The organism is Streptomyces sp. NBRC 110035, from assembly GCF_000829695.1.
In the GTDB taxonomy this organism is placed as follows: Bacteria; Actinomycetota; Actinomycetes; order Streptomycetales; family Streptomycetaceae; genus Streptomyces.
In genome coordinates, this window is the sequence record NZ_BBNN01000020.1 from 244,204 (window position 1) to 261,396 (window position 17,193).

Below are 17,193 nucleotides of genomic sequence, written 5' to 3' on the forward strand. Positions count from 1 at the left end.
GCGGGGCCGGGACCGGGGGTCCCGCGCCTCACGCGCGCCCCGCCGTGCGGCGCAGGTGATGGCGTACCGCGCGGTGGGCGACCGGGCCGAGACCGTCCAGGGCGGCGATGAGGATCCCGAGCTGCTCCAGGGCGTCCAGCGCCGCCCCCGCCCCCGCCGGGTCCACCCCCTCGTACAGCTCGAGGCCCACGAAGGCCGCCGCCACCGCGCGGGCGAGCCCGCCGGAGTCGGTGAACTCGCCGAACGGGGTTCTGGGCAGCACCCGTTCGAGGACCTTCTCGATCTCCACGATCCACAGGTCGAGCCCCGCCGACGTCGCCGCCTTCAGGCTGCCGTGGGTCTGCGCGCCGGCCAGCAGCTGCCCGAGCAGGGCCACCTGGCCCGCGGCGCGCTCCTCGTCGTGCATCTCCCGGCCGAAGGCGAGGAGTTCCGTGAGGGAGCCGACCTCCGTGAGGCGGGCGCGGTAGCGGGCCACCCGCTGCTCGGCCCCGTGACGGCAGGCGGCGGAGAGCAGTTCGTCCACCGAGCCGAAATGGTAGAAGACCAGCGCCTGGTTGACCCCGGCCGTCGTCGCGATCGCCCGCGCCGAGGCCTTGGCGATGCCCTGTTCGGCGAGTGTGCGCAGGGCGCCCTCCAGCAGCTTCGTCCTGGTGCTGTCGGCGGGGCTCACGCGCGCGGCTCCTCACGGACCGGCCGCAGACCGGGGCGCACCCCGCACGCGCGGACGTCGCGGTAGACGGCGGTGAAGGAACCCTCGTAGCCGAAGAGCGGTCCGAAGCGGCGGTGGGTGACGTCGACCCGGATGCGGAAGCGGCCGGCGCGTTCGTCGTAGGACTCGCGCACCTGGGCGGTCGCGCCGACGAGCTGGGGCACGCGCACGTCCACCGGCCCCTCCCGGAAGCGGTGGTCGCCCGAGCGGATCAGCAGGGAACCGTCGGGTTCCGCGCAGAAGCGGAGGTCGGTGGCGAGATGCTGGTGGGTGCCGAGGTAGTCGACGATGCGGTCGCCCCGGGGGCCCAGCACCATCTGGGCGTCGAAGCGGCGGGAGCGGCCGGACAGCCGGAAGGTACGCACGAAGGTCACCGTCTCACGGCCGAAGCCGTCGGTGTACGGCACGTTCTCGATGGTGAAGGGGACGTGCCGGCCCTGGCGGGGGACCAGGATGTCGCGGGTCGCGCCGAGCGGCAGGAACGGCTTCACGAAGGCGCCGCCGTGCCAGACGCGGTCCATCACCCCGTGGCCCGTACAGGCCTCGCCGCTGGTCGGGCCGAGGGAGAAGCGGCGTCGCAGCTCGGGGTGGAGGCGGTCGAAGTCGGCGCCCATCACGGTGCGGAAGATCGAGGTCATCGCGGGGTCTCCAGGGTGCGCAGCAGCCGGGGCGGACGGACCGGGGCCGGCGGGGTGCGCAGACAGCGGCGGGCGGCCGGGGTGCGGGCCGACGGCGGGACGAGGAGCGCGGCGGCGATCGCCGCCGTGAGGAGCAGCGGGGACAGCAGGGCTCCCGCGGAGCCGGGCGGGGCGGCCGGCTCCAGGGCGAGGACGGCGCCGGCGGCGGTGGTCACCGCCGCCCGGAGCGCCAGTTCCGTCAGCCAGTTGCGGCGGGCGTGCTCGGGGGTGACCCCGTGCTCCAGCCAGATCCGGAGCCGGTCGAAGGACCAGGCCGTCGCCCAGCCCATCAGGGGCCGCAGCACCATCCGGTCCGCGAGCGCGCCCACGGCACCCCAGCGGGACCGGTAGTCGTACCCGGTGAGGAAGCGCACGCCGGTGCCGGTCCCGTCGGGGACGTAACGCCAGTAGCCGCTGCCGTCCGCGAGCGGGGAGAGAGGGTGCGGGCAGGAGAAGCGGAGCGCGGAGGTGCGGGTGCCGTCGGGACGCTCCTTCTCGCCGGCCGAGACGCCGGTGCCGGAGATGGTCAGGAACGGCAGCACGCGCGTGGCGTAGCGGAAGTGCCGGGACTCGCCCCGGGCACGCGGGAGGCAACGGATCTCGGTGAAGCGCAGGTCCCAGCGCTGGTGCTCGGCCGGATCCTGGGTGCGCGCCCACAGCTCGTCGAGATCCGCGCGGACGTGCGTCTCTCTGTACAGCCTCATGCCCGCCCCTGTCAGCAGCGTGTTTGAGCGAGTGCTCAAAAGCTGTGACAGGGAGCGTACGCCGTTTTGAGCGAACGCTCAACGATGGGGTGGTGCGCAGACCCTGATCGAAGGGCGAGACGGGGCTGACCGGCATGTGACCGGCCGGTAGGGTCTGCTGCGTGTCGAAGCCGCTCAGTCTCTCGTTCGATCCCATCGCCCGTGCCGACGAACTCTGGAAGCAGCGCTGGGGGAGCGTGCCGTCCATGGCCGCGATCACCTCGGTCATGCGCGCCCACCAGATCCTGCTGGCCGAGGTCGACGCGGTCGTCAAGCCGTACGGGCTCACCTTCGCGCGGTACGAGGCGCTGGTGCTGCTGACCTTCTCCCAGTCCGGCGAGCTGCCGATGTCCAAGATCGGTGAGCGGCTCATGGTGCACCCCACGTCCGTGACGAACACCGTGGACCGGCTGGTGCGGTCGGGCCTGGTCGCCAAGCGCCCCAACCCCAACGACGGCCGCGGCACCCTCGCGAGCATCACCGACAAGGGCCGTGAGGTCGTCGAGGCGGCCACCGCCGACCTGATGGCGATGGACTTCGGCCTCGGCGCCTACGACGCCGCGGAGTGCACGGAGCTGTTCGCGATGCTCCGTCCGCTGCGCCTCGCCGCCGGGGACTTCGAGGGGAAGTGAGCGACGGCACCCCGGACCCGGTCCGGGATCCGCCGGAACGGACCGTTACGCTCGACGCCATGAAGCGAAGCGTGCTGACCCGCTACCGGGTCATGGCCTATGTCACCGGCGTCCTGCTTGTCCTGCTGACCTTCGGCATGATCGGCAAGTACGCGCTCGACATGGACGGCGCGGCCGACTTCACGCAGGTCGTCAGCATCGCCCACGGCTGGCTGTACATCCTGTACCTGGTCTTCGCCTTCGACCTCGGCTCCAAGCTGAAGTGGCCGGTCAGGAGGCAGATCTGGGTGCTGCTGGCGGGAACCGTCCCGACCGCCGCCTTCTTCGTCGAGCGCCGGATCTCCCGCGAACTGGAGTCGGCGTCCGCCACCGACGTGCCCGTCACGGCCAAGGCGTAGTCACCGGGCGTCACGGCCGGGCGTCACGAGGGTTCCCAGTCCCGCGGCCTCGCTGAACCATGCCGCTGCACGGAACAACGTGCGGCGGCCAGCCATCGACATTTACTAGGACGTCCTAGTAAATTCGAAGGCATGGATGCTGACGCCATCGAGGAGGGTCGCCGTCGCTGGCAGGCCCGGTACGACGCCGCACGCAAGCGTGAGGCGGACTTCACCACGCTCTCCGGTGACCCCGTGGAGCCGGTGTACGGGCCCCGGCCCGGGGACGCCTACGAGGGGTTCGAGCGGATCGGCTGGCCCGGTGAGTACCCCTTCACCCGCGGCCTGTATCCGACCGGCTACCGGGGGCGTACCTGGACGATCCGGCAGTTCGCCGGGTTCGGCAACGCCGAGCAGACCAACGAGCGCTACCGGATGATCCTGGGCAACGGCGGCGGCGGACTGTCCGTCGCCTTCGACATGCCCACGCTCATGGGCCGCGACTCCGACGACCCGCGCTCCCTGGGCGAGGTCGGGCACTGCGGGGTGGCCATCGACTCGGCCGCCGACATGGAGGTCCTGTTCAGGGACATCCCGCTCGGGGACGTGACGACCTCGATGACGATCAGCGGGCCGGCCGTGCCCGTCTTCTGCATGTACCTCGTCGCCGCCGAGCGCCAGGGCGTGGATCCCGCCGTGCTCAACGGCACGCTGCAGACGGACATCTTCAAGGAGTACATCGCCCAGAAGGAGTGGCTCTTCACGCCCGAGCCGCATCTGCGCCTCATCGGCGACCTGATGGAGCACTGCGCGGCCGGCATCCCCGCCTACAAGCCGCTCTCCGTCTCCGGCTACCACATCCGCGAGGCCGGCTCCACGGCCGCACAGGAACTGGCGTACACGCTGGCGGACGGCTTCGGGTACGTGGAGCTGGGGATCAGCCGCGGGCTCGACGTGGACGTGTTCGCCCCCGGCCTGTCCTTCTTCTTCGACGCGCACCTCGACTTCTTCGAGGAGATCGCCAAGTTCCGCGCCGCGCGCCGCATCTGGGCCCGCTGGATGCGGGACGTGTACGGCGCGAAGAGCGAGAAGGCGCAGTGGCTCCGCTTCCACACCCAGACCGCGGGCGTCTCGCTGACCGCCCAGCAGCCGTACAACAACGTCGTACGCACCGCCGTCGAGGCCCTCGCCGCCGTGCTCGGCGGGACGAACTCCCTGCACACCAACGCCCTGGACGAAACCCTCGCGCTGCCCAGCGAACAGGCCGCCGAGATCGCCCTGCGCACCCAGCAGGTGCTCATGGAGGAGACCGGCGTCGCCAACGTGGCCGACCCGCTCGGCGGTTCCTGGTTCGTCGAACAGCTGACGGACCGGATCGAGGCCGACGCCGAGAAGATCTTCGAACAGATCAAGGAGCGCGGCCTGCGCGCCCACCCCGACGGGCGGCACCCCATCGGCCCCGTCACCTCCGGCATCCTGCGCGGCATCGAGGACGGCTGGTTCACCGGCGAGATCGCCGAGTCGGCGTTCCGCTACCAGCAGTCCCTGGAGAAGGGCGACAAGAACGTCGTCGGCGTCAACGTCCACACCGGCTCGGTCACCGGCGACCTGGAGATCCTGCGGGTCAGCCACGAGGTGGAACGCGAACAGGTCCGCACCCTCGGCGAGCGCAAGGCCGCCCGCGACGACGCGGCGGTACGCGGTGCCCTGGCCGGCATGCTCGACGCGGCCCGCTCCGGCGCCAACATGATCGAACCGATGCTGGACGCCGTCCGCGCGGAGGCCACCCTCGGCGAGATCTGCGACGTGCTGCGTGAGGAGTGGGGGGTGTACACGGAGCCTGCGGGCTTCTGACCGGGTGGCCGGACCGCTGGGCGGTCGGACCGCTGGGCGGTCGGGCGGCCCGGCGGGCAGGCGGTGCAGGGCCCCGGTGCGGCAGGGGAGTCCTCCCGTTGCGGGTCGGTGGCGGCCGTGACGAGACCCCGCAGCAGGATGGGGGCGAAGCCGCGGGCCCATTCCCCTGCCACCGGCGTGGGGTGGGGCCCGGCGCCCGACGGCGCCCGGACGTACCGGTTTTCCGGGCGCTTTTCGCGGACGCGCGAGTACGGGGGAGGATAGGCGCATGCAGCCACGGAACATGTCCATGAGCGGGGTCGTCGACCTCGCCGCGGTGAAGGCGGCCCAAGAGGCCAAGACGAAGGCGGAGCAGGCCCGCGCGGAAGCGGTCCGGCAGGGCGGCGGGGGCGCCGTCTCCCCGGCCGATCTCGTCATCGACGTCGATGAGGCCGGCTTCGAGAGCGAGGTCCTGCAGCGGTCGGCCGAGGTCCCGGTCGTCATCGACTTCTGGGCCGAGTGGTGCGAGCCCTGCAAGCAGCTGAGCCCTGTCCTGGAGCGCCTCGCCGTCGAGTACAACGGGCGCTTCCTGCTCGCCAAGGTCGACGTCGACGCCAACCAGATGCTGATGCAGCAGTTCGGGATCCAGGGCATCCCGGCGGTCTTCGCGGTGGTCGCCGGACAGGCGCTGCCGCTCTTCCAGGGGGCCGCCGGCGAGGCGCAGATCCGTCAGACGCTGGACCAGCTGGTGCAGGTCGCCGAGGAGCGGTTCGGCCTGACCGGGCTGACCGTCGACCCCGACGCCGCGCCCGGGGACAGCCCCGCGGCCTCGGACGCCGAGGAGCCCGTCGGTCCGTACGACGCCCTGCTGGAGGCCGCGGTGCGGGCGCTGGACGACGGTGACCTGGGCGGCGCGATCCAGGCGTACAGGAACGTGCTCGCCGACGACCCGGGCAACCCGGAGGCCCAGTTGGGCCTCGCCCAGGCCGAACTGCTCCAGCGGGTGCAGGGCCTGGACCCGCAGCAGGTGCGCGCGGACGCCGCCGGAAACCCCAAGGACGTCGAGGCGCAGCTCTCCGCCGCCGACCTGGACCTGGCGGGCGGCCACGTGGAGGACGCCTTCGGCCGGCTCATCGACACGGTGGCGCGTACCGCGGGCGACGACCGCGACACCGTACGGGTGCGGCTGCTGAAGCTGTTCGAGGTGATCGGCGTCGAGGACCCGCGGGTCGTCGCGGCACGTCGGGCACTGGCACGCGCCCTGTTCTAGAGCGGGGCGGGCACCTGGTTCCGGTCGCCCGAGGGCGGTTTCCGGAGAAGTGATGCCCGAGTGAAGGAATGGTCAACGGAGGTCGGTGCGGCCGCGCTTTACCGAAACTTGGTAATCGCGGCCGCTGTTACTGCGAGTAAGTCGCCTGCGTGGATCTGTCGCGTTCCATCCGGCGAACAACCGCTTTGCGATCTCTCCCCGGGACACCGAGGGTCGCCGTCCGGTATCGGCGTGCCGCCCCTCGGCCGTCCGGTCGTTACCGGTAAGTAACGAACCCCCTTGTGCGGGCGGCGAGAATGCACCACGATCGGCGACGCTCGGTCCCATGCCCGTACCCCGACAGCCGGTCGGGACGCGGGCGCCCTGGGTCCCCACCGGGCAGAACCGGTGGCAGTGGAGCCGGTTCTCGGACAGGGGGGTCTTCGCCCGCTCGGCGAAGCCTGTCCGGCAGGTTGTGCGTGATGCGTGTCAGGCGCGACCAGTGGTTGTCGCTCGGGGGTGATCGCCGGTGACTCGGACGCCTAGTGCACTGCCGGGCGCGGCGCTCCCCTTCCCGAGGACGTAGCACTTCTCCCATCCCTGTCCGGCCGTCCGCCTGTCGGCGGCGCGTCGGAGCAGGAGATGTACGTCCGAGAAGGAGGAAATATGGAGTCCCAGGTGCGTGGCGGGACCAGATGGAAGCGGTTCGCCGTGGTCATGGTGCCCAGCGTGGTCGCCACGGCCGCGGTGGGTGTCGGCCTGGCGCAGGGTGCCCTCGCGGCGTCGTTCAGCGTGTCGGGCCAGCAGTTCAAGGTGACGGCCGCTCACCTGCACGGTGAGGGGTTCGCCCAGTACGGCGGCATAGACACCGTCTACACGTCGACCAAGGGCGACAAGAAGACGCAGGTCCCGGTCGCGATCTCGTCCTTCGACGACGCGACGATCACCAAGATGTGCCAGTCGGTCAAGACGGAGGTCCCCCTCATAGGGGCGGTCTACCTCCGTCTCGAGGCGGGCAATGAGGCGAAGAAGCCGGTCGTGGCCAAGAACCTCTACATCGACGTCGCCCAGCTCGACGCCGACGCGGAGTTCAAGAACATCGACATCGGCGTCGCGATCCAGGACAAGACGCGCGGCCCCGCGAACAAGGACGGGAAGACCACCCTGCCGGGTGGCTTCGCCCAGCAGGCGGAGACGGCCGATCTCTACGGCGTCGAGCAGACGGCGTGGGCGACCACGGCCGGCACGTTCAAGCTGAGCGGCCTGTCGATGCGCCTTGGCGCGGACCCCGAGATGGAGTGCTACTGACGGCTCCCGTCACCGGGGCGTCCTGGGGCGGCTGAGCTGCCCCAGGGGGCGGGGAAGCCGTTGCTTCTCCGCCCAGCCCGCCCGGTCCGCGTGCCGGGCCACCCCCACAGACTCAGACCTCCGGCTTCTCCACGCCCACGGCCGAGCCGGTACGTACTTCCACCGGACCAGGGAGCTGTTTTCCATGAGTGCCGAGACTCCGGTCCAGAGCGCCGGGACCTTCACCCGGCTGCGTCTGCGATTCCGTGACTGGCGGGGCACCCGGCCGTTCTGGGCGGGCCTGTTCACCCTGCTCGGCGGGGTGCCCATCGCCTACTTCCCCTACACCACGCTGAAGCTGGGGCACATGTCGCTCGCCATGGCGACGACCGCCGGCGCGGGCTCCCTGATCATCGGTCTCCTGCTGATCACGCTGGGCCTGACCATGTGGTTCCAGCAGGCCACCCGCATCTTCGCCGGTGTGGCGTCGATCCTCCTGGCCCTGGTGTCCCTGGTGGTCTCCAACATGGGCGGCTTCGTCCTCGGCTTCCTGCTCGCGCTGGTCGGCGGTGCGCTGGCCCTCTCCTGGGTGCCGGACAAGCCGCAGGCCGAGGCGGGCGGACGCTGGAGGTTCCCCGGCGGGCCCTCCAGGAACGGCGCGCAGAAGGACACCTCCGAGAGTGCTCCCGAGGGCACCGGGACGGGGCAGCCGCATCCTCCGCACGGGGCCGGCGGATCCGGGGAGGCGGACGGCGCCCGGATCGAGGACCACGACAGGGGGCACCGTGTCGGCTGACGGGACCCGGGACCGGAGCGCTGCCGTGGCGCCGGCCCCGGAGAGAAGGGGGCCGCGCCACGCGGCCCCCAGGAAGCCGCTGTTCACCAGGTTCCACATGCCCGCCGGGAAGGCGGTAGCCCTCGCGGCGATGCCGACCGCGGTCCTCATGGGCATGGGGTTCACGCCGACGCTGGCCCAGGCCGACGAGCAGCAGCCGCTCTCGAACAGCCTGACCGCCGACGAGTACAGGGACTGCGTGGCGGCCCCGGAGGACTCCGAGGACGGCGCGTCCTCCTCACCCACCCCGTCCGCGTCGGCGCGTGACACGGCCTCCCCGGACGAGGAGTCCGCCACGGAGCCGAGCCCCTCGGCCTCCGCCGGCGGCGACGCGGCCGAGGACTCCGGCGCGGACCCGGACGCGGGCGAGGGCGACGCGGGCGAGGGCACGGACGGCGACCCGCCCTCTTCGCCGGATTCAGGTTCCGACGACGAGGACGGGACGGCGCCCGCCGGCTCCGAGCCCTCCGGCGACCGTGCCGGGGAGCCCGGGCCGTCCCCCCCGGAGACCGAGCGCAACGCTCTGGAGGAGCTCGGCGACGCCCTCACCGACCTCCTCACCCCGAAGGGCCGGAAGACCGACGAGGCGACCGCGCGCCCCACCCCGTCGGCCCCCGCGTCCGCCGAGGACGGGGCGGACACGCAGGAGGAGTCCGCGGGGAAGGCGGCCGGGGAGGCCACCGACGCCGTGGAGGACGCCGCCGGGGAAGCGGCCGACCGGGCGGACGAGGCAGCCGAGGGTGCGGAGGGGGCGGAGGACGCCGCAGCGGAGGCCGGGGAGGCCACCGCGGCCCCCGGGGCCACCGCCCCGCCGGGCCCCAGCCCCTCCGGGAGCGCCACGACCGACGCCGGGGACTGCCCGGTCGCCACCGACGCCGAGGGCGGGGTCGACAACAAGATCCTGCTGCCCGAGGACCCGTGGTTCCTGAACGCCAGCTCGCTGACGCTGAAGGGCGCCGACTACCAGGGCATCGTCGAGGTGCGCACCGCGAGCGGCAGGATCAAGAAGGTCCTGAAGTACGTCGTCTCCGACGGCACCGACATCGGTGACCTGCACCAGACGGTCGAGGACAAGATGTCCGGCAGGACCCACCACGTGCGGGCGGCCGAGGGGTCGACGTCCACCATCCGCGACGGCGACACCGTCATGTACACGGAGTCCATCTCCGGCAAGCTGCTCGGGCTGATCCCGGTCACCTTCGACCCGGAGAACCCGCCGCCGCTCAACATCCCCCTGATCCACTTCACGGAGGTGACGGTGCAGCAGGCCGGCCAGTTCGGCGGGACCCTGCGCATCCCCGGACTGAGCCAGTACGTCACCTGAACCGGTACGCCCTCCCGAGCACCCGACGGACCACTCCGGGAGCCGCGGGGAAACACCGAGGGCGCCCCCTGCGGCAGGGGGCGCCCTCGGTGCCGTACACGCGCTGCGCGCGCCGGCCGGTCAGCTGGTCATGCCGCCCATGTGGTGGACGCGGACCATGTTGGTGGTGCCGGGGACGCCGGGAGGCGAGCCGGCGGTGATCACGACGACGTCGCCCTCGTCGAAGCGGTGCAGCCGGACCAGCTCCTGCTGGACCAGGTCGATCATCTCGTCCGTGCTGTTCACGAACGGCACGACATGCGGCTCCACGCCCCAGCTGAGCGTGAGCTGGTTGCGGGTGGACTCGTCCGTGGTGAACGCCAGGATCGGCTGGATCGCACGGTAGCGGGACAGCCGGCGGGCGGTGTCGCCGGACTGGGTGAAGGCCACCAGGCCCTTGCCGCCGAGGAAGTCGGCGATCTCGGCGGCGGCACGGGCCACCGAACCGCCCTGCGTGCGCGGCTTCTTGCCGGGCACCAGCGGCTGCAGGCCCTTGGACAGCAGCTCCTGCTCGGCCGCCCGGACGATCTTCGACATCGTCCGCACGGTCTCGATCGGGTACGCGCCCACGCTCGACTCGGCCGACAGCATGACCGCGTCCGCGCCGTCCAGGATCGCGTTGGCCACGTCGGAGGCCTCGGCGCGGGTCGGACGGGAGTTGGTGATCATCGACTCCATCATCTGGGTCGCCACGATCACCGGCTTCGCGTTGCGCCGGCACAGCTCGATCAGGCGCTTCTGCACCATGGGGACCTTCTCGAGCGGGTACTCGACGGCGAGGTCGCCGCGGGCGACCATCACACCGTCGAACGCCATCACGACGTCCTCCATGTTCTCCACCGCCTGCGGCTTCTCCACCTTGGCGACGACGGGCACCCGGCGGCCCTCCTCGTCCATCACGCGGTGGACGTCGGCGACGTCCTTCGCGTCCCGGACGAAGGACAGGGCGACCAGGTCGCAGCCCATGCGCAGCGCGAACCGCAGGTCCTCGACGTCCTTCTCGGACAGCGCGGGCACGTTCACGGCCGTGCCGGGCAGGTTGATGCCCTTGTGGTCGGAGATGACACCGCCCTCGATGACGATCGTCCTGACCTGGCTGCCCTCGACGTCCAGCACCTTCAGCTCGACGTTGCCGTCGTTGATCAGCACCTGGTCGCCGCGGGAGACGTCACCGGGCAGGCCCTTGTAGGTCGTCCCGCAGATCGTCCGGTCGCCCGGGACGTCCTCGGTGGTGATGGTGAACTCGTCACCGCGCACCAGCTCGACGGGACCCTCGGCGAAGGTCTCCAGGCGGATCTTCGGGCCCTGGAGGTCGGCGAGGACGCCGATGGCCCTGCCCGTCTCCTTGGCGGCGGCACGGACCCTGTCGTACCGGCCCTGGTGCTCGGCGTGCGAGCCGTGGCTGAAGTTGAAGCGGGCCACGTTCATGCCGGCTTCGATCAGAGCGACGAGCTGCTCGTGGGAGTCGACCGCGGGGCCGAGAGTACAGACGATTTTGGAACGGCGCATGGGGCGATCCTAACGGTTTGTTTCGCTCCGGAATATTCCGTCTGGCGGAAGGGACACATGAGGCGGTCGCCGCTCAGTTGTCCTTTCCGGCCAGGGCGTAGGTCTGGGTGGCGATCTCCATTTCCTCGTCCGTCGGTACCACGGCGACCGCGACCCGCGCACCCTCGGGCGAGACCAGCCGCGGCCCGTCGCCGCGCGCGCCGTTGCGCCCCGCGTCGATCTCCAGGCCCAGCCCGGACAGGCCCGCCACGGCCGCTTCCCGCACCTCGGCGGCGTTCTCGCCGACCCCGGCGGTGAAGGCCACCGCGTCCACCCGGCCGAGAACGGCGTAATAGGCGCCGATGTACTTCTTCAGACGGTGAATGTAGATGTCGAACGCGAGTTTCGCCTGTTCGTCGCTCGCGTCGATCCGGCGCCGGATCTCCCGCATGTCGTTGTCACCGCACAGACCGACCAGACCGCTCTTCTTGTTGAGGAGAGTGTCGATCTCGTCGACGGACATTCCGCCAACGCGCGTCAAATGGAAGATGACGGCCGGGTCCATGTCTCCCGACCGGGTACCCATCACCAGCCCCTCCAAGGGCGTCAGCCCCATCGAGGTGTCCACGCACCTCCCGCCCCGCACCGCCGACGCGGACGCGCCGTTGCCCAGGTGCAGCACGATGACGTTCACGTCCTCGGGTGCCTTCCCGAGCAGCCGGGCCGTCCGGCGGGACACGTACGCGTGCGAGGTGCCGTGGAAGCCGTAGCGGCGGATCCGGTGCTCGTCGGCGGTCGCCACGTCGATCGCGTAGCGGGCGGCGGACTCCGGCATCGTGGTGTGGAAGGCGGTGTCGAAGACGGCGACCTGCGGCAGGTCCGGGCGCAGCGCCATCGCGGTGCGGATGCCGGTCAGGTTGGCCGGGTTGTGCAGCGGGGCGACCGGGATGAGCCGCTCGATCTCGGCGAGCACCGCGTCGTCGACGACCGTCGGCTCCGTGAAGTGCATCCCGCCGTGCACCACCCGGTGCCCGATCGCGGCCAGTTCGGGGGAGTCGAGCCCCAGCCCGTCGGCGGCCAGCTCCTCGGCCATCGCCTTCAGGGCGGCCGCGTGGTCGGCGACCGGGCCGGTCCGCTCCCTGGGCGCCCCGCCCGACGCCGACGGCGTGTGCCGGACCAGGGAGGTCCGCTCGCCGATCCGCTCGACCAGGCCGGCCGCGAGCCGGCCGCGGTCCCTCATGTCCAGCAGCTGGTACTTCACCGACGAGGAACCGGAGTTGAGGACGAGGACACGGGTGCTCACTGGGACGCTGCCTTCTGGCTCGGTGCGGGGGACGGGGCCGGTGCGGGGGACTGGGCCTGGATGGCCGTGATGGCGACGGTGTTCACGATGTCCTGGACGAGGGCGCCCCGGGACAGGTCGTTGACCGGCTTGCGCAGGCCCTGGAGCACCGGGCCGACCGCGACCGCGCCGGCCGAGCGCTGCACGGCCTTGTAGGTGTTGTTGCCGGTGTTCAGGTCGGGGAAGACCAGCACGGTCGCCTGCCCGGCGACCTCGGAGCCCGGCAGCTTGGTCGCCGCGACCGACGGCTCCACGGCCGCGTCGTACTGGATCGGCCCCTCGACCCGCAGGTCGGGGCGGCGCGCGCGGACCAGCTCGGTCGCCTCGCGCACCTTGTCGACGTCGGCGCCGGAGCCGGACGTACCCGTCGAGTACGACAGCATCGCGATCCGCGGCTCCACCCCGAACCGCGCGGCCGTGACCGCGGACTGCACGGCGATGTCGGCGAGCTGCTCGGCGTCCGGGTCGGGGTTGACCGCGCAGTCGCCGTAGACCAGGACCCGGTCGGCCAGGCACATGAAGAACACGGAGGAGACGATGGACGCGTCCTGCCGGGTCTTGATGATCTCGAAGGCCGGGCGGATGGTCGCGGCCGTGGAGTGCACCGAGCCGGACACCATGCCGTCGGCGAGCCCTTCCTGCACCATCAGCGTGCCGAAGTAGTTCACGTCCGAGACGACGTCGTAGGCCAGCTCGAGACTGACGCCCCGGTGGGCGCGCAGGGCGGCGTACTTCTCGGCGAAGGCGTCGCGCAGTTCGGACGCGGCCGGGTCGATCAGCTGGGTGTCGCCGAGGGCGATGCCGAGGTCGGCGGCGTGCTTGCGGATGCGGTCGACCGGCCCGAGCAGGGTGAGGTCGCACACGCCCCGGCGCATCAGCACCTCGGCCGCGCGCAGCACCCGCTCCTCGTCGCCCTCGGGCAGGACGACCCGCCTGAGGTCGGACCGGGCCTGTTCGAGCAGCTTGTGCTCGAACATCATCGGCGTCACCCGGTCGCTGCTGGGCGCGGAGACCCGCCGGGTGAGTTCGACGGTGTCGGCGTACCGCTCGAAGAGGCCGAGCGCTGTCTCCGCCTTGCGCGGGGTGGCCGCGTTCAGCTTCCCCTCCAGGGAGAACAGCTGCTCGGCGGTGGGGAAACTGTTGCCGGGCACCGACAGCACCGGGGTGCCGGGGGCGAGCCGGGCGGCGAGCGTGAGGACGCGGTCGGCGGGCACCTCGTCCAGGGTGAGCAGCACGCCGGCTATCGGAGGGGTGCCGGCGCTGTGCGCGGCCAGCGTGCCGACGACCAGATCGGCGCGGTCGCCCGGGGTGATGACCAGGCAGCCGGGGGTCAGGGCGGCGAGGAGGTTGGGCAGCATGGCGCCGCCGAAGACGAAGTCCAGGGCGTCGCGGGCCAGCCCGGAGTCGTCGCCCAGCACCACCTTCGCGCCGAGGGTGTGGGCGATCTGGGCCACCGTGGGGGCGGCGAGGGCGGGTTCGTCGGGGACGACGTAGCAGGGCACGGGCAGCCGCGGGGCGAGCCGCTCGGCGATCTCGTCGCGGTCCTCGCGGGCCACCCGGTTGACCACCATGGCGAGCACGTCGCAGCCCAGGGTGTGGTAGGCGCGGTAGGCGTTGCGGGTCTCGTCGCGCACCGACTCGGAGGTCTGCTTCCGGCCGCCCACGACCGGGATCACCGAGGCGCCGAACTCGTTGGCCAGGCGGGCGTTCAGGGACAGCTCGTCGGGGAACTGGGTGTCGGCGTAGTCGGTGCCGAGGACGAGGACGACGTCGTACTCGCGGGCGACCGGGAGGAACCGGTCGACCAGCGTCGACACCAGTTCGTCGGTGCCGCGGTCGGCCTGGAGGGCGGACGCCTCCTGGTAGTCCATGCCGTAGACGGTCGCCGGGTCCTGGGTGAGCCGGTAGCGGGCGCGCAGCAGTTCGAAGAGGCGGTCCGGGCCGTCGTGCACCAGGGGACGGAAGACGCCCACCCGGTCGACCTGCCGGGTCAGGAGTTCCATCACTCCCAGTTCGACGACCTGGCGGCCGTCGCCACGGTCGATTCCGGTGACGTACACACTGCGGGTCACGCGTGCTCCGTTTCGTCGGGGTCTCGCGGTGCTTCGGGCCCTGCGGACCGGGGCCTCCCGGCGCCGGCCGACGCCCGCCCGCCGGGGCGCGCGGATCCTCCTCGACAGTACCTCCGCCGCTGGTGGGGGTGCCCGCCCGAGGGCCGGGGGCGGGACGGGGAGACGAACACGCGGCTTCCCGGGGCGGCCCGGGAAGCCGGAAGGGGACGGGGCCCGTCCGGCGGAACGCGTCGGCGGCAGCGGGCGGCGAACCCGGCCCGGGCGGGCGGGGCCCGGTGCGTGCGGCGGCCCCCGTCCGGATCACGCCGGGCTCGCGGGCCCGGCTCCGGGCCCGGTTCCCCGGTCCGGTGCTCCGTACGAAAGTCCCCGGAACGGGGGCCCGGGCGGGAGGGTTCCGGCGAGGCCCGGAGGGGAGGCGGACGCTGTCGGCCGATCCGGCGGGCCAGGGGGACGGGTCCGTCGGCCGTGACACGTTCCGGGAATGCGTCACGGTGGCGGCCGGAGCGCGCCCGGCGCCGCCGGCCACCGGCGCGCGGGGCCCGCGACACCAGACCGAATCCACCGGCAGCCGGGGGAGCCGGCCCGGGCCGGGGGCACGGGGCAGGACGGGGGCGGCGGGGTGATCGGCGCCGGGGAAGGGACGGGGCCGCGGTGCCTCGGGCGGCATGGGAGAATCGGAGATGCCTCACCGGTATTCCAGCGACCAGGAGACGACTGCACGATGCGTATCGGAGTTCTCACCGCAGGCGGCGACTGCCCCGGCCTGAACGCAGTGATCCGGTCGGTCGTGCACCGAGCGGTCGACAACTACGGCGACGAGGTCATCGGTTTCGAGGACGGCTACGCGGGCCTGCTCGACGGCCGCTACCGCACCCTCGACCTCGACGCGGTCAGCGGCATCCTGGCCCGCGGCGGCACCATACTCGGCTCCTCCCGCCTGGAGCGCGACCGGCTCCGCGAGGCCTGCGAGAACGCCTCGGACATGATCCGGGACTTCGGCATCGACGCGCTCGTCCCGATCGGCGGCGAGGGCACGCTCACCGCGGCGCACATGCTGTCGGAGGCGGGCCTGCCGGTGGTCGGCGTCCCGAAGACGATCGACAACGACATCTCCTCCACCGACCGCACTTTCGGCTTCGACACCGCCGTCGGCGTCGCCACCGAGGCGATGGACCGGCTGAAGACCACCGCCGAGTCCCACCAGCGGGTCATGGTCGTCGAGGTCATGGGCCGGCACGCGGGCTGGATCGCCCTGGAGTCCGGCATGGCCGCCGGCGCCCACGGCATCTGCCTGCCCGAACGCGCCTTCGACCCGGACCGGTTGGTGAAGATGGTCGAGGAACGGTTCGCCCGCGGCAAGAAGTTCGCGGTGATCTGCGTCGCCGAGGGCGCCCACCCCGCCGACGGCACCATGGACTACGGCAAGGGCGAGATCGACAAGTTCGGCCACGAGCGCTTCCAGGGCATCGGCACGGCGCTGGCCCACGAGCTCGAGCAGCGCCTCGGCAAGGAGGCCAGGCCGGTCATCCTCGGCCACATCCAGCGCGGCGGAACCCCGACCGCGTACGACAGGGTGCTCGCCACGCGCTTCGGATGGCACGCGGTGGAGGCCGCGCACCAGGGGCGGTTCGGCCGGATGACGGCGCTGCGCGGCACGGACATCGTGATGGTCCCGCTGGCGGAGGCCGTCACCGAGCTGAAGACGGTCTCGAAGGACCGGATGGACGAGGCCGAGTCGGTCTACTGACGGGACGGTCCGGCGGCCGGGGCGGCACCTGCGCGGTTCCCCTGGGCCGCTCCTCCTGTGCCGCTCCTCGACCGCCGTCCGGGGCCACCCGGCGGCCCGGTTGGAGAACTCCGGGCCGCCGCCCCGGGCCGCCGTCGCCCCAGGTCTCCTCGCCCCCTGACCGTCCGCCCGGCGCGAGACGCGGGCGCACCCGGCGGGGTCCGGCTCGTGCCACGTCCTCGCGGGCCCGTGTCCGGGCGCCGGCCAGAGGCCCGGCCGAGGCGGAAACCGTGGGTGCGCCCGGCCGGCGATGGGATCCGTCACACCTCCTTCCGGCGGCCGGACGCCGACTGGTACATGTGGCTTTCAAGCAGTTCGTGCCACGTGAAGGCGTACGCATGGACCAGCCCGACGCTCCCGACCACCTGTTCCCCTTCACCCTCGACCTGACCGCCGGAGAAGCGCGGCGCCGGGCCGAGGTCGTCGCGGCGCTCGGAGCCGGCTGGGATCCCGTCGCCGCGCTGGAGGCCGAGGACGCCGCCACCGCGCTGCTGTACTCGGACCTGGACCCGGCACAGCAGCGCACGTACGACACGCTCGTCGCGGCCGGTGTGCTGCCGACGACGGTCCGGGAGCCCTGAGACGATGCTGCCCATCGATCCCCAGGCGGACCGGGCGCGCCGGGCCTGGCTCGCCTGCCCGGGCTGCGACGACGCCCGCGACTGCGGCGTCTGCGCCGACCGGCGCAACTGCCCCACCCACTGGCGGTACCTCCTGCGCAACGAGGGCCCGCGGGTCCACCTGCAGTGCCCGGGATGCACCCACCTGTGGACGGTGGACACCCGGGCCCGCGGCTGACG

General features: G+C 72.3%; 16 protein-coding genes. 10 read left to right on the forward strand and 6 right to left on the reverse strand.

The genetic code is table 11. The features are described 5' to 3' along the window. Window positions 1-28 precede the first annotated feature (28 nt). Genes TU30_RS10650 through TU30_RS10660 form a run of 3 tightly spaced genes read right to left on the reverse strand, consistent with a single transcriptional unit; the run spans window position 29 to window position 2,090 of the window. On the reverse strand, window positions 29-670 hold the full coding sequence (locus tag TU30_RS10650; protein WP_042167654.1) for a TetR/AcrR family transcriptional regulator: 642 nt from the start codon (window positions 668-670) through the stop codon (window positions 29-31). Next, window positions 667-1,347 carry a DUF4166 domain-containing protein gene (locus tag TU30_RS10655; RefSeq protein WP_042167656.1) on the reverse strand — a complete coding sequence of 227 codons (681 nt, stop codon included), beginning with the start codon at window positions 1,345-1,347 and terminating at the stop codon, window positions 667-669. Before TU30_RS10655 ends, TU30_RS10650 begins: the two co-directional genes overlap by 4 nt. Continuing rightward, window positions 1,344-2,090: a hypothetical protein gene (locus tag TU30_RS10660; protein WP_042167657.1), complete on the reverse strand. Its 747-nt coding sequence runs from the start codon at window positions 2,088-2,090 to the stop codon at window positions 1,344-1,346. The genes TU30_RS10655 and TU30_RS10660 overlap by 4 nt, the downstream gene beginning before the upstream one ends. 161 nt (window positions 2,091-2,251) lie before the next feature. On the opposite strand from TU30_RS10660, the gene TU30_RS10665 reads away from it, so the two are divergent. The 7 genes from TU30_RS10665 to TU30_RS10695 all read left to right on the forward strand — a co-directional run bounded on the left by TU30_RS10665 (window position 2,252) and on the right by TU30_RS10695 (window position 9,666). Then, a complete protein-coding gene (locus TU30_RS10665; RefSeq protein ID WP_042167659.1) occupies window positions 2,252-2,761 on the forward strand; it encodes a MarR family winged helix-turn-helix transcriptional regulator in 510 nt (169 codons plus the stop codon). A 59-nt stretch (window positions 2,762-2,820) separates the two neighbouring features. Then, window positions 2,821-3,159, forward strand: coding sequence for a DUF3817 domain-containing protein (locus TU30_RS10670; RefSeq protein WP_042167800.1), 339 nt, complete (start codon window positions 2,821-2,823; stop codon window positions 3,157-3,159). A gap of 132 nt (window positions 3,160-3,291) precedes the next feature. Further along, window positions 3,292-4,992 (forward strand): methylmalonyl-CoA mutase, encoded by a 1,701-nt coding sequence (locus TU30_RS10675; protein ID WP_042167660.1) that lies wholly within the window; start codon window positions 3,292-3,294, stop codon window positions 4,990-4,992. Window positions 4,993-5,260: 268 nt separating this feature from the next. Next, the gene (locus TU30_RS10680) at window positions 5,261-6,241 is read left to right on the forward strand and encodes a tetratricopeptide repeat protein (RefSeq protein WP_042167663.1); all 981 of its coding nucleotides are present in this window, start codon (window positions 5,261-5,263) and stop codon (window positions 6,239-6,241) included. Window positions 6,242-6,886: 645 nt separating this feature from the next. After that, the gene (locus tag TU30_RS10685; RefSeq protein WP_042167664.1) at window positions 6,887-7,528 is read left to right on the forward strand and encodes a DUF6230 family protein; all 642 of its coding nucleotides are present in this window, start codon (window positions 6,887-6,889) and stop codon (window positions 7,526-7,528) included. A gap of 184 nt (window positions 7,529-7,712) precedes the next feature. Continuing rightward, complete coding sequence (locus TU30_RS10690; protein WP_042167665.1) at window positions 7,713-8,303, forward strand: DUF6114 domain-containing protein; 591 nt, start codon at window positions 7,713-7,715, stop codon at window positions 8,301-8,303. 97 nt (window positions 8,304-8,400) lie between these two features. Further along, a complete protein-coding gene (locus TU30_RS10695) occupies window positions 8,401-9,666 on the forward strand; it encodes a hypothetical protein (protein WP_234307829.1) in 1,266 nt (421 codons plus the stop codon). Window positions 9,667-9,786: 120 nt separating this feature from the next. Here TU30_RS10695 and pyk read toward each other — a convergent pair whose 3' ends face one another. The 3 genes from pyk to pta all read right to left on the reverse strand — a co-directional run bounded on the left by pyk (window position 9,787) and on the right by pta (window position 14,607). Then, entirely contained in the window at window positions 9,787-11,214 is a 1,428-nt protein-coding gene (gene pyk, locus TU30_RS10700) for a pyruvate kinase (protein ID WP_042167669.1), read from the reverse strand. Between the two features lie 73 nt (window positions 11,215-11,287). Continuing rightward, window positions 11,288-12,496, reverse strand: a complete 1,209-nt coding sequence (locus tag TU30_RS10705) for an acetate kinase (RefSeq protein WP_042167671.1) — start codon at window positions 12,494-12,496, stop codon at window positions 11,288-11,290. Continuing rightward, entirely contained in the window at window positions 12,493-14,607 is a 2,115-nt protein-coding gene (gene pta, locus TU30_RS10710) for a phosphate acetyltransferase (RefSeq protein WP_042167674.1), read from the reverse strand. The genes TU30_RS10705 and pta overlap by 4 nt, the downstream gene beginning before the upstream one ends. Window positions 14,608-15,328: 721 nt before the next feature. On the opposite strand from pta, the gene TU30_RS10715 reads away from it, so the two are divergent. The 3 genes from TU30_RS10715 to TU30_RS10725 all read left to right on the forward strand — a co-directional run bounded on the left by TU30_RS10715 (window position 15,329) and on the right by TU30_RS10725 (window position 17,191). Beyond that, entirely contained in the window at window positions 15,329-16,354 is a 1,026-nt protein-coding gene (locus tag TU30_RS10715) for an ATP-dependent 6-phosphofructokinase (RefSeq protein ID WP_042167676.1), read from the forward strand. A 377-nt stretch (window positions 16,355-16,731) separates the two neighbouring features. After that, window positions 16,732-16,974: a DUF6400 family protein gene (locus TU30_RS10720; protein WP_042167678.1), complete on the forward strand. Its 243-nt coding sequence runs from the start codon at window positions 16,732-16,734 to the stop codon at window positions 16,972-16,974. A gap of 4 nt (window positions 16,975-16,978) precedes the next feature. Beyond that, window positions 16,979-17,191: a hypothetical protein gene (locus tag TU30_RS10725; protein ID WP_042167680.1), complete on the forward strand. Its 213-nt coding sequence runs from the start codon at window positions 16,979-16,981 to the stop codon at window positions 17,189-17,191. Window positions 17,192-17,193 lie beyond the last annotated feature (2 nt).